Source organism: Micromonospora sp. NPDC005707 (assembly GCF_040631005.1).
Classification (GTDB): domain Bacteria; phylum Actinomycetota; class Actinomycetes; order Mycobacteriales; family Micromonosporaceae; genus Micromonospora.
The window spans coordinates 317,315-329,734 of record NZ_JBEXYR010000006.1 but is presented as its reverse complement, the minus strand read 5'-3'; the positions used below and the strand labels follow the sequence as shown (position 1 = coordinate 329,734).

General features: G+C 71.8%; 11 protein-coding genes. 5 read left to right on the top strand and 6 right to left on the bottom strand.

The genetic code is table 11. From position 1 onward, the window contains the following. The first annotated feature begins 9 nt into the window (after positions 1–9). Entirely contained in the window at positions 10–1,266 is a 1,257-nt protein-coding gene (locus ABZ452_RS14470) for a PP2C family protein-serine/threonine phosphatase (RefSeq protein WP_357942567.1), read from the top strand. On the opposite strand, the gene ABZ452_RS14465 is transcribed toward ABZ452_RS14470, so the two are convergent. After that, on the bottom strand, positions 1,267–1,620 hold the full coding sequence (locus ABZ452_RS14465) for an STAS domain-containing protein (RefSeq protein WP_357942565.1): 354 nt from the start codon (positions 1,618–1,620) through the stop codon (positions 1,267–1,269). Between the two features lie 254 nt (positions 1,621–1,874). Here ABZ452_RS14465 and ABZ452_RS14460 point away from each other — a divergent pair, with 254 nt between their 5' ends. Beyond that, positions 1,875–3,428, top strand: coding sequence for a GH25 family lysozyme (locus tag ABZ452_RS14460; RefSeq protein WP_357942563.1), 1,554 nt, complete (start codon positions 1,875–1,877; stop codon positions 3,426–3,428). Positions 3,429–3,449: 21 nt separating this feature from the next. Here the strand turns inward: ABZ452_RS14460 and ABZ452_RS14455 are convergent, their stop codons facing one another. Further along, positions 3,450–4,046, bottom strand: a complete 597-nt coding sequence (locus tag ABZ452_RS14455; RefSeq protein ID WP_357942561.1) for a helix-turn-helix domain-containing protein — start codon at positions 4,044–4,046, stop codon at positions 3,450–3,452. 152 nt (positions 4,047–4,198) lie between these two features. On the opposite strand from ABZ452_RS14455, the gene ABZ452_RS14450 reads away from it, so the two are divergent. Together ABZ452_RS14450 and ABZ452_RS14445 are read left to right on the top strand one after the other, a co-directional pair. Next, positions 4,199–5,110: an alpha/beta fold hydrolase gene (locus ABZ452_RS14450; protein ID WP_357942559.1), complete on the top strand. Its 912-nt coding sequence runs from the start codon at positions 4,199–4,201 to the stop codon at positions 5,108–5,110. Between the two features lie 156 nt (positions 5,111–5,266). After that, complete coding sequence (locus ABZ452_RS14445) at positions 5,267–6,058, top strand: hypothetical protein (protein WP_357942557.1); 792 nt, start codon at positions 5,267–5,269, stop codon at positions 6,056–6,058. A gap of 75 nt (positions 6,059–6,133) precedes the next feature. On the opposite strand, the gene ABZ452_RS14440 is transcribed toward ABZ452_RS14445, so the two are convergent. From ABZ452_RS14440 to ABZ452_RS14425, 4 genes are all read right to left on the bottom strand, one after another. Further along, positions 6,134–6,808: a hypothetical protein gene (locus ABZ452_RS14440; protein WP_357942555.1), complete on the bottom strand. Its 675-nt coding sequence runs from the start codon at positions 6,806–6,808 to the stop codon at positions 6,134–6,136. 70 nt (positions 6,809–6,878) lie between these two features. Continuing rightward, a complete protein-coding gene (locus ABZ452_RS14435) occupies positions 6,879–7,379 on the bottom strand; it encodes an SRPBCC family protein (protein ID WP_357942553.1) in 501 nt (166 codons plus the stop codon). Positions 7,380–7,396: 17 nt separating this feature from the next. Further along, positions 7,397–8,827, bottom strand: coding sequence for a hypothetical protein (locus tag ABZ452_RS14430; protein ID WP_357942551.1), 1,431 nt, complete (start codon positions 8,825–8,827; stop codon positions 7,397–7,399). Further along, positions 8,754–9,350 carry a SigE family RNA polymerase sigma factor gene (locus tag ABZ452_RS14425; RefSeq protein ID WP_357942549.1) on the bottom strand — a complete coding sequence of 199 codons (597 nt, stop codon included), beginning with the start codon at positions 9,348–9,350 and terminating at the stop codon, positions 8,754–8,756. The genes ABZ452_RS14430 and ABZ452_RS14425 overlap by 74 nt, the downstream gene beginning before the upstream one ends. A 608-nt stretch (positions 9,351–9,958) precedes the next feature. On the opposite strand from ABZ452_RS14425, the gene ABZ452_RS14420 reads away from it, so the two are divergent. Continuing rightward, a complete protein-coding gene (locus tag ABZ452_RS14420) occupies positions 9,959–12,250 on the top strand; it encodes a M14 family metallopeptidase (RefSeq protein WP_357942547.1) in 2,292 nt (763 codons plus the stop codon). Positions 12,251–12,420: the final 170 nt, after the last annotated feature.

The window sequence follows — 12,420 nt, the reverse complement described above, 5'->3', positions numbered from 1 at the left end:
ACTCCGAGGGTGCAGAGCAGTCAAGGGCAGGTCCTGGCGGGCATGCTGGACGCGGCGGAGGACGCCTCGCCGGTGGACGCGGTCGAGGCGGTCACCCGGGAGCTCGGTGCGGCGCTCGCCGCGCGTACCGTCTCGTTCCTGATCGCCGATCTCGGCGGCCGGGCCCTGGTTCGGCTGGCTCACGTGCCGTTCGATGACGCGGGCGGGGCCCGGCGCAACGGTGAAGAGGTTGCCACCGTGCTGCCGTTCGACGGCGGCCCCGCCGAGCAGGCGCTGCGCAGCCAGATGGTGCAGGTCATCGCGCAGCCCGGCGGCTGGACGGTGTTGGCGCCGGTGACGGACCGCGGTGAGGCGATCGGCCTGCTGGAGATGGTGTTGCCCGAGGAGCCGACCGCCCAGATGCTGGCGGAGATCTCGCGCACGGCGCACGCGTTGGCGTTCGTGGTGATCGCGAACCGCCGGCACACCGACCTGTTCGAGTGGGGGCAGCGCACGACCCCGTTCACCCTGTCCGCGGAGATCCAGCGCCGCCTGCTGCCGGCCTCGTTCACGTGTGAGGCCAGCGCATTCACCCTGTCCGGCTGGCTGGAACCCGCCGCCAGCATCGGCGGGGACACCTTCGACTACAGCCTGGGCCGCGACGTGCTGCACTTCAGCGTCACCGACGCCATGGGCCACGGGGTCGCCAGCGCGCTGACAGCCACCCTCGGCGTGGGCAGCCTGCGCAACACCCGCCGGCGCGGGGCCGGTCTGGTGCAGCAGGCCGACGCCGCGAACGCCGCCGTGGCCGAACACGCCGGCGTGCGCGGCAGCTATGTCACCGCGGTGCTCGGCCGCCTCGACCTGCGCACCGGTACGTGCGCGTTGCTCAACGCCGGGCACGTGCCGCCGCTGCTGGTGCGCGGCGGGGACGCGCAGCCGCTGCGGCTGCCGCGCAACTTCCCGCTGGGCATGTTCGCCGAGGCCGACTACCACCACGGAGAGGTCGAACTGCAACCCGGCGACCGCCTGGTACTGGTCACCGACGGTATGCGCGAGCGCGCCGCCGCCAGCCTGGACCTGCTGGCCATGTTGCGGTCGATCGGGCATCTGCACCCGCGGGAGGCTGTCCGGGCGTTGGCCGACGCCGTGCTCGAGGTGGCCGGGCCGCGCCTGCCCGATGACGCGACCCTGCTGATTCTCGACTGGTACGGCGGGCACCGGCGAGGCCGGCGTACCGCTGCCGGCGCCGACCCACGGCGGGCCAGCGCGCCCCCGCCGGACTGACTACCCGCCGGCCGCACCGTCCACGGGCCGCAGGTCGGCTTCGGCCGCCTGCACGCTGTCGTAGATGTCGATCACCCGATCCACCGAGGTGATGCGCAGGACGCTGCGCACGGCGGGCCGCACCGCGGCCAGACGCAGCTGGCCGCCCACATCCCGCAGCGACTTGAACGTCACCACCAGCGCGCCCAGCGCGCTGGAGTCGATGAAGCCCACTCCGGCCATGTCGAGCACCACCTGCCGGTCACCGGCGTCGACCAGCTGCTGCAGCCCCTCGCGCAGCTGCGGGGCGGTCGCCATGTCGAGCTCGCCGCGCACCTCGACCACGGTGCAACCCCGGCCCGGACGGACCGACATCAGCAGATCCACAACAGCCTCCCAGCGCGGACGATCCGCACCCAGCCTAAGCGCCCGGGGGCGGAACCACCGCAGGACGGGATCACCAAGAGGTGGCACCGCCCGCGTGACACGGTCCCCGCCCGCCGGTGGGGTTCGCTCCCCGCACAGCGCGCCGCCAACTGTGGACACGTGGCCCATACCTGTGCGTCCGAGACGGCGTTACGCTTCGTCACGACGCGGGTAGCGCCCTGGCCGGTGTCTGGAGGCGAGCCATGGTACGCAGAGGTCTGGCTGTGCTGCTGGGTGCGGCGTTGGGGCTCGGAGGGCTGGCCGGGGGTGCGTCACCGGCCCGGGCGCTGCCCACCCCCAGCGGATACGCGATCACCGGCGTCGACGTGTCCTACTTCCAGGGACCATCGCTCGACTGGGCCGCGATGGCCCGGGGCGGGGCGAAGTTCGCCTACATCCGGGTCAGCGAGCAGGACGGCCGGGTGGTGCCGCACAACAATCCTGATCCCTTCTACGCGACCAACGATGCCGGCGCCCGCGCCAACGGCCTGTACACCGGGGCGTACCACCGGGCCCGCCCCGACCTGAGCAGCGGCAAGCAGCAGGCGGACGTCCTGCTCGACTTCGCCCCCTACGTCGCCGATGGTCGCAGCCTCCCGCCGATGCTGGACATCGAGTGGCCCCGGGCCGACTGGGGTTTGAACGACTGCTACAACATGACGCCCGCCCAACTGGTGGCCTGGGTCCGGGACTTCGTCACCGAGATCGCGGTGCGCACCGGTCGGCAGGCCATGATCTACACCAACACCAACTGGTGGAATCCCTGCACGGCCAGCAGCCAGAGCTTCGCGGCCAACCCGCTGTTCATCGCCAACTATTCACAGAACCCGCCGCCGCTACCGGCCGGCTGGTCGTCCTTCACCGTCTGGCAGCACGCCGCGGGCGCCGCCATCCCCGGCTCCGACTACTCCTCGCCCGACCTGGACGTCTTCAAGGGCGACCACGCCGCGCTGGCCCGGCTGCTCGGCGGTCCCGCGACGAGCCTGCTGGCGACCGTCAACAACCGTTACGTGACTGCGGAGAACGCCGGCGCCTCGGCCCTGATCGCCAGCCAGACCACGATCGGTCCTGCGCAGCAGTTCGACCAGATCGACGCGGGAGGCGGCTTCGTGGCGTTCCGCTCCCGCGCCAACGGCCGGTACGTCACGGCGGAGAACGCCGGCGCCGCACCACTGATCGCCAACCGCACGGCGGTCGGAGCCTGGGAGAAGTTCCGCCTCACCGCCAACGCCGACGGCACGGTCAGCCTGCTCGCCATCGCGAACAACCGGTACGTCACCGCGGACCAGGCCGGCGCCCAGCCGCTGATCGCCAACCGGACCGCCGTCGGCGCCTGGGAGAAGTTCCGCGCCGTCCCGCCGCCGGCCCTCGTCAGCCTGCTGGCCGGCGTGAACCTCCGCTACGTCACGGCGGGCAGCGGCGGCGCCTCGGCCCTGATCGCCAACCAGACCACGGCCGGTGCGGCGCAGCAGTTCGACCAGATCGACGCGGGAGGCGGCTTCGTGGCCTTCCGCTCCCGCGCCAACGGCCGGTACGTCACCGCGGAGAACGCCGGCGGTTCACCATTGATCGCCAACCGCACGGCGGTCGGGCCCTGGGAGAAGTTCCGCCTCATCACCAACGCCGACGGCACGGTCAGCCTGCTCGCCAACGCGAACAACCGGTACGTCACCGCGGACCAGGCCGGCACCCAGCCCCTGGTCGCGAGTCGGACCGCCATCGGCAACTGGGAGAAGTTCATCCGGATCACCAGCTGATCGGGCGCCCCGAGCCCGCGATCATTCCTCGCCGGTGGGACGCAGCCCCGCGACCAGGAGTCCGACCAGGCGGCGCGCGTCGTAGCGCGGGTCGCGGCCCGCGCCGATGCAGAGATTGCCGACGCCGCGCATCAGTTCGTAGGCGTGCACCTCGGGACGGACCTCGCCCGCCGTAGCGGCGGCCTCGAGCAGCCGGGCGCACACCGGGACGAGGCGGTCGAGGAAGTAGGCGTGCAGGGACTGGAAGGCCGCATCGTCGGACTGCAGCGCCTCCGCCAGCCCGTGCTTGGTGACCAGGAAGTCGACGAACAGGTCGATCCATCGGGCCAGGGCGGCGTGCGGGCTGGCGCTGCTCGCCAGCAGGGCCGGACCCGCCTCGGCGCAGGCCTCGACCTGGTGCCGGTAGACAGCGACGACAAGATCGGCCCGCGTCGGGAAGTGGCGGTAGATCGTGCCGACGCCGACACCCGCCCTGGCGGCGATGTCGCGTACCGGCACGTCGACGCCGGAGGCGAGGAAGGCCTCGGCGGCAGCGTCGAGCAGGGTCTGCTCGTTGCGCCGGGCGTCGGCACGCTTGCGCGGGGCGGACTCCCCCGCCGCGCTGTCGAAGTGGGCCACGTGCAGTTGCCTCCGTCACACGAGTTGGTAAACGGAACCATGTTCCGTATCGTCTTAACGGAACGCCGTTCCGCTTGTTCATGATGTCAGGGCGGAAGCCCCGTGTCCAAGCCGCGTCATCAACTCGGTTCGCCCCGTGAAGGAGAACAGCCATGCCTCACTCCGTTGAAGCCTCCGGTGCGCCCGCCCCGGTCGTCTCGGTCAGTCCGGTCCTGCTGCCGGATCAAGGACGCGGCGAGGACCTGCAGGTCAGGGTGTCCGCCCCGGCGACCGGATCGGACCTGCCCGTCATCGTCTTCTCGCACGGCTTCGGCTGGTCGATGGACGGCTACGCCCCGCTGGTCGACTTCTGGGCCGCCCACGGCTTCGTGGTGGTGCAGCCCACACACCTCGACTCGAGGACGCTGGCCGTCACGCCCGACGATCCCCGGTACCCGGAGATCTGGCGTCTCCGCGTGGCGGACCTCCGGCACGTCCTCGACGAACTCGATCTCATCGAGGCCGCCGTACCCGGTCTGCGCGGACGCCTCGATCGGAGCCGCGTCGCCGTGGCCGGACACTCCTGGGGTGGCCAGACGGCGAGCATGCTGCTGGGCGCCCGGGTCGTCGGCGCCGACGGCGTCCCCGGCGAGGACATGTCCGACCCGCGGGTCAAGGCCGGTGTGCTGCTGGCGACGACCGGCACGGGCGGAGCCGACCTGAGCCCGTTCGCCGCCGAGCACTTCCCCTTCATGAGCCCGAGCTTCTCGGACATGACCACGCCGGCCCTGGTGATCGCCGGCGACCGGGACGACTCGCCGCTGTCCGTCCGGGGGCCGGACTGGTTCACCGACCCGTACCACCTGAGCCCCGGCCCCAAGAGCCTGCTCACCCTGTTCGGAGCGGAACACTCCCTCGGCGGGATCGCCGGCTACACCGTCACGGAGACGACCGACGAGAGCCCCGAACGCGTCGCCCTGATCCAGCGGCTCACGTGGGCCTACCTGCGCAGCGCGCTCTATCCCACCGACGCCGGTTGGGCCATGGCGAGCGCCGGAGAGATGGGCCGCATCGAATCGAAGTAGGACAAGCCTCCGCGCCCCTCATCGGACCGGACGCCGGTGAGGGGCGCGGACCGGGACCTGCCACCACCTCACCGGAGCGTGGCGATTCTCGAACCGGTCGTGACTGGCAGCGTCCTTTCAGGAGAGACTGAGGTCTGATCGTCGAACGGGGGCGCAATGACCGAGACCGGCATTCCTCACGACCGCAGCACCTCCACCCTCGGCGCGGCCACTGTCGCCGCCCTGCGCCGCTGCCTCGGGACGCGGGCCCGCTGGTGTCTACTCGCGGTCACCCTGTTGCTCGGGCTGCTGGCCGCCGCCGGGCTCGCGCTGGCCGGGCCGCCCGGTGACCGCACCTTCGCCAAGCTCTCCGACCTGGTGCAGAGCCTGATGTCCGTCGTCGTACCGGCGTTCGGCATCCTGCTCGCCCGCGACCTGAGACGGAGGGCCGGGATCACTCGCCTCATGCCCACCCTGCTGGCCGCGGTGCTGTTCGCCGCCGCCGTCGGTCTGTTCGGCTTCCTGGTGTGCGTCGCGGCCCTCGCGATGACCACGTCGACCGCGCCGCAGCCGTGGCGGCACGTCGGCATCATCGCGGCGGGCAGCGTGCTGGTCCAGGTGGTCGCCCAGCTCGTGGGCACCGGACTCGGCCTGCTGATGCGGCGCCCCGCCCTCGCGTTCGCCGCCAGCATCGTCCTGCCGCTCGGCCTGTGGATCCTGCTGGGTGCCGTCGAGGTCCTCAATCCGGCCCAGGCCCTGACCCCGTATTCCACCGTCCGGCACCTGCTCTCCGGCCAGATGAGCGCACTGAACTGGGTCCAGTGGCTCGCCGTTCTGCTCATCTGGGGTGTGGGTTTGAACGCCCTCGGCGCGGCGCGACTCCGGCGCGACGGCCGTCCCGCCCCAGCACCCGGGCGAGCAGAGCCCGTCGCTGAGCCGGTAGCCGGTGACCACCAGGGTCAGAGGTAACCGCGTCTCCTGGCGTCGTCGCACGCGACCCGCTCGCGTTCGCGGCCGGCCCGAGCCCGCCGAGGCGGGTGGCGCTCAGCTCACTGGCGCGTACCACCGGGCGCCGGTCACCCGGATCCGCGTGGACTGCTTGCGGTTCCACACCGGCCGCATGCCGTGCGTGCGGAGCACCGGAAACACGACCTCGTCCAGCAGCCGCTCCAGGTCCGCCTGGTAGCGGGCCTGCTGCTCGGCCTCGGGCAGGGCGGCATAGGCCACCTCGTCGAAGTCCGCCGGCGGATAGGCGCCGTAGCCGAGGTAGACCTCGCCGTCGTCGCTGGCGAGCAGCGACTCCGTGTCCTGCTCGTGGTACCAGAGGTAGCCGTGCCAGTGGCGGGAGCCGTCCCGCTCGTCGTGGATCTCGGCGGCCGCGCAGGTGCCACAGCAGCTGAAGTTCTCCCTGGCCAACACCCCGAGCTCGTTGAGCTCGGCGAAGGCGCGGGTGAGGTTGCTGCGCACCTCACCCCACTGCCGCTGCTGCTCCCGCCGAGCGTCCAGCGCCGCCTCGTAGGCCGCCCGGAGTTCCTCGTCGGAGGCGCCGTGACGCTCCTCCTCCGCGTCGAAGAACTCCACGAACTCGCCGGCGTCGTCCTCGCCTCGCACGACCCAGTCCCAGATCTCGCGCTCGATCTCCGCACGGCCCGGCTCCGCGATCCGCTCGGTCAGGAACCTGACGCCCTCAGGGCGGTCGTTGTATCTCCATGCCGTCACGGCGACGATCCTTACAGGAGCCTGTGACAGCCTGAGCCGGACCAGGACGGGCCGGCTCCGGGCCCCGCCGTCACCGACCGTCCCGATGCGCCTCCTCGTCGGGCGGACCAGGAAGATCCGCCAGGGTCGCAGCGAGGTAGGCGTTCCGGCGCGCGACGAGGCGTCGCAGGTACGGCCGCAGGACGAGGCTGGCCACGAGGCGGCCGAGGGGCCCCATCGGCGCGGTGAAGTCGATGACGTCACGCATGACCGTTGCCGAGGAGTCAGCCGGGTCCGGCGTGAACCGGTGCTCGTGCCGCCACCGGCCGAACGGGCCGCTGACCTGCTCGTCGGTGAAGCCGTGCGGCCGCCGGTGGTCGGTGATCCGGACGGTCATCCGCCAGCGAAGGCCGAAGTGCCGGGCTTCCCACGTGACGGCCTCGCCGGCCGTCAACCGGCCGGCCGTCACGCCGCCGATCGCCCGCTCGCCGCTGGCCCCCATGGACTCGGTGTGCGTGTCGACGTCGAGGCAGGCGTCGAAGACGGTCTCCGGAGCGGCCGGGACCACCGTGGTCAGCTCGATGCGCGGCATCCGGTCACCTCGGTTCGTCAGGGGTTCACCCGGGTAGCCGGGCTGTCGCCCGGCAGGCCCGACATGTCGGCCTCGACCGGCGGCAACGGAGTGGTGCCGAGGACCCTGCCGTCCGCGGCGTACGCGGTGAAGGTGGCCGGCTGGTCCGGCGGTATCCGGGTGGTGCCGGCGTTCGACGGATCGAGGGTGACCGTAGCAGGGGGTCGGCCGCCCGCCGTGACCGTGACGCGAGCCGCGTCCGGCGGGGCGATCACTCGCACCTGGTCCGTCGGCGTGCGCGTGGTGTCGTCGGCCCGGATCCGCCAGCCGATCGGCCGCTGGCCGGCGCCCTCGGCCGGCAGCAGCAGCCGCAGGTCGACCCACCACCCGGTGCGCTCGTCGCCGTGCATGGCGTACGCGATGACTCCGCCGCCGGTGGGCTGCACGGTGAGCAGCGCGGCGGCCCGGCCGTGCTCGCTGCCCGACCAGCGCACCCGCACCGTCGTCCCGGCAGCGGGGAGGCGACTGTGCTGGAGTGCCGATTCGATGAAGGTACGCAGGGTGGCGTCGTCCGGCGGCGTACCCCGGGTGCCCCGTCGGGCGGCGGTGAGCAGGGCGTCCATCTCCGGCCCGGTCGGGTCGACCGTGGGCCCGTACGGGCCGCCACCCAGGCCGCCCTCGTAGAGCACGTGGTCGTCGCGGCTGACCCGCACGACGGGTTCGTGCTGGAGCGGCGTGGCGGGCAGGACGGCGAACCCGGCTCCGCTGCCGTCCGCCCTGGCGAGATTCTCGTACTCCAGGGTCCCCCCCGGCGTGTACCGGGGGTCGCCGCTGATCGTCACGCTCGAGTCGGCCGGCCCGAGGACGACGGCGAATCCGCCCAGGTCGGGGTCGGTCCGCATCAGGGTCACCACCGGGCTGTCGTCGCGCTCGCTGTGGCCGGCGTAGTGCATCTGGTCGGCGCCGGCCCCGGCCGGACCCACGTACCAGACCAGCGCCTCCCTGGTCAGTAGGCCGAACCGCAGCGGCACCGCGACCAGTGCGACCCGGTGGCCCGGCCGGTCACTGCCGTACAGCAGGCGGATCCGGTCGCGGTCGCCCACTCTCCAGGCGCCGTCCGGGTTCCAGCCACCACCCGACGGAGTGTCGGTGCTGATCCGCGCCCGCAGCGTGTCCAGCCAGTCCTGGTCGCCGGCCAGCGTGCCCCGGGGCGGTGCGTCGAGCAGCGCTGCCGGGGCGGCGGCGACCGCGATGCCGGGCGCCCAGCCGGGCAGCGGCACCACGTTCGTCTGGACTCCGACGAGCGCGGCCACGACCGCGGCGGCCAGCGCCGTCCGGACCAGTCGGGTACGCCGGTGCCGTCGCTCCCGCCGGGCGAACCCCGGCCACGGGTCCTCAGGCGCGTCGACGCCCTGCGCGGCCTGCCGCAGCGCGGGGCTGAGCGCCGCGTTCACGAAGCTCCCGGTCATGCCGATTCCTCCTGAAGCCGTAGCGAAGACTGAGGGGCGGTCGGGCTGAGCTCGCCCCGCAGCCGGGCCAACCCGCGCGACGCCTGCTCTTCACGGAGCCGACGGAGCAGCCGAGGATCCGGGCGGTGTCCGCCTCGCTGAGATCCTCGAAGTAGCGCAGCACCAGAACGGCCTGTGTCCGGGGCGGCAGCCGACGCAGCGCGGCGAGGAGCAGCTGTCGCTGCTCCACCTGCGCGTACGCGTCCGGGCCGGGCGCGCTGTCGGAGGTCAGCAGCGGCACCTCCAGCGGCCGCCGCCGGCGCCGCCAGGAGATCGCCGTGTTGACCATCGCCCGGCGTACGTAGACCTCGGGCGCGTCCTTGCGCAGGATCCGCTCCCAGCGCCGATGGGTCTTCTCCAACGCCGACTGCGTCAGGTCCTCGGCCGTCCCCCGGTCGCCGGTCAGCAGGTAGGCCGTCCGGAGCAACGGTCCCCACTGCCGCTGTACGAACAGCCGGAACTGTTCGTCCTCGTGCCGTCTCACGCCACCTCCAGGTCGCGTCCGCCTCGCGTTCACGTGCGGATGCAGGGTGAGACGCGATCTGTGGCGTCCGGGGTTGAGTGGGAAAGGTACCCGTGGCGCTGGTCGCGCTCGCCTACCTGTGGGTGATCTCCGGGCTACGGCTGGGCCGGCGCTGCTCTTCCTGGCCGGCCGCCTCCAGGTCCGCAGGCGGTTCGCCGCGCGCCTCAAGTAATTCTCAAATCCAGCTCGGCCGATCCTTCGATGCGACGGGCGTACATACGCTCGACGCACCTGGCTCTCTCACGGTCCTCCCCGAGCCCGTCACGGCGGCAACCACCGCCGCGCGCGGGCCGACCCTGCGCGAGCTCGGCACGACCGTCGCGGATGGATCGGCTCGACCCGCAGCCGGGCCGACCACCACGCGGCGCAAGCAGAAGGAGGGGAGAATGGGACCCGTACAACGACGCATTGCGCTTCTCGCGCTGCCCACCCTGGTGGGAAGCGTCCTCATGGCGACCGGGCCCGCGGGCGCGGACCCCGCCGGGTCGGCAGCGGCAGGCTCAGAACGATCCCGCCTCGAGGTTCCGGAGGCCGCACGCCTCGTCCATGTCAAGCTGACCGGCGCCGACATGCTGGACAAGGTGGTCGCCGCCGGCTTCGACCTCGAACACGGTCTGAAGCGCGTGCCGACGGGCATCGAGGGCGAGGCGGTGGCGACCGCCGAGCAGGTCGCCGAACTCGAGGCGCTGGGCGTCGAGATCCTCGGCGACGGTGAGGGCTTCGCCTGGAGCGAGGAGGCCGACGGCGGCCTCCAGGCCCTCCGCACGGCGGCCGTCCAGCCGCTCGCGCACCAGGAGACGGTCCGGATCGCCCGCGCCGACTGGTTCACCACGAAGGGCCAGGGCTTCCTGTACGTCGAGGCGCGGACCACCGAGGGGGCGCAGACGAACCCGATCGTCTCGATGCAGCTCGAGAACGACTCGGGCCCGGGCACCTCGTTCGGCTCCGCCCGGACGATGAGCCGGTTCGTCGATTCCGGGCAGTACATGTTCCACCGGAACCTGTTCAAGCTCGACACCCGCCCGAGCCAGATCCGGGTCACGAGCTCGACGGGTGGCGTCGCCACCGGCAACGTCTCCAACTGGCTCGAGGACGCCGCGCCGCCGCTGACGGCGAACCCCGCCTACAAGTGGGACTTCGTCGACGGCTACCGGCACCCGCAGCAGCTCTTCAGCCGCGCCGAGGAGATCGCCCGCCAGTACCCGGACATCGCCGAGATCGTCTACCTGCCGAACAAGACGAACGGCTACCAGCGGAAGGCGCAGGCCACGATCGGCGGCACCGGGCAGAGCGCGGTCGTCGTCAGCTCGGCCGCCTGGGGCCACGAGGGCGGCAACGACATCACCGTCGAGTTCGTGGACCGGCCGGGGGCGAACCTCCCGCTCGGGGTCGAGGTTGCGGGCAAGGCGATCCGCGTCCTCCTCGCGAAGAACGCCTCCGGTGGGTTGGCGAGTACGGCCGCGCAGGTGGCGGCGGCACTGGAGAGCCAGTCCCAGGGCCTGATCGATCGGGCGCACCCGTACCGGACCAACGCGGGCACCGGCGTCGTCGCGGCGACCGCCGGCCCGGTCGCGCTGACCGACTTCCTCGACCAGAAGCGCGTCGGCGCCCCGGAGGGCGAGGTGCCGCGCGGCCCGGCCACGATCCCCGTCCTGCGGATCAGCAAGCACCGCGACGGCCGGAACCCGGGTGTGCTGATCCAGGCGCAGGACCACGCCCGCGAATGGGTGCCCGCGACGACCAGCCTGGAGTCGGCCGAGCGCCTGGTGCACAACTACAAGTCCGACCGGGAGACCAAGAAGATCGTCGACAACACCGACATCTTCTTCATCCTGTCCAACAACCCCGACGGGGCGAACTACAGCTTCTACAACTTCGCCTCCCAGCGCCGGAACATGACGAACCACTGCGCGGACGACAACGCCGATCCGGCACGGCGCAACTCCTGGGGCGTCGACCTGAACCGGAACTACCGGGTGGGGTCGGCTCACGACGGCTACTCGGGCGGGTCGTTCAGCTGCGTCAGCGACACGTACCAGGGCCCGGAGAAGCTGTCCGAGCCGGAGTCGAAGAACATCATCTGGCTGGTCGAGAAGTACCGGAACATCAAGTTCATGATGTCCGTGCACTCCAACGGCGGCCAGCTGTTCTGGCAGCCGGGCGCCTACATCGCGGACGGTCGGATCACCACCCCACGGCCCCCGCTGGGTGACGAGGCCTTCTACTGGCAGTCGGCCGCCCGGATCCTGTCGCAGGTGAAGGCGCACCGGCAGACCGTCGTGACGCCGGAGAACGTCGGTGGCTCGTCGGACGTCCTCTACTCCTCCGCGGGCAACGTGCGCGAGGACCTCTACTACAACTACGGGATCTACGCCTTCGGCTGGGAGGTCGGCGGCTCGGTCTACAACCCGGCCACCGGCAACTGGCAGGGCGGTTCGTTCCAGCCGGCGTGGGTGGGCGACCCGGACCTCGTCAGCGGCCACTCCGAGACGATGGAGTACGCCAACGGCATCATGGAGATGTTCCGGATCGCGGCGGACTGGGGCAAGGACCACCAGAAGCCGACGTCCCAGCTCGTTCCCGGCGGCGGGAAGTACTCCGGGCCCGTCGACGTGCGCTTCGAGACGAGCGAACCGGCCACCATCTACTACACGACGGACGGCAGCCGGCCCACCCTCGAGTCCCCGCGCTACGCGGCGACCGAGTTCCGTGAGCCGGGGCAGGTGTTCCACGTGACCGAGACGACCACGTTCCACTGGTTCTCGGTCGACAGCGCCGGCAACATCGAGCAGAACTACGACCCGTCCAAGAACGACAAGCGCAACAACTACCGTACGGCGACGATCACGGTCGCCCAGTAGTCGGGCAGCTCGGCGCCCCCTGGTGACCATCGCCTCGTCAGCGGCCCTCGCTGACGAGGCGATGGTCGTCGCCCGGCCGTGAACCGGTGCGGGCTGTCGTACGGAATCGCCTTCGGATGAGCGTTCCCTGATCGTGGCTTCCACCGGACCTGCATGCGGAACGTTTCAGG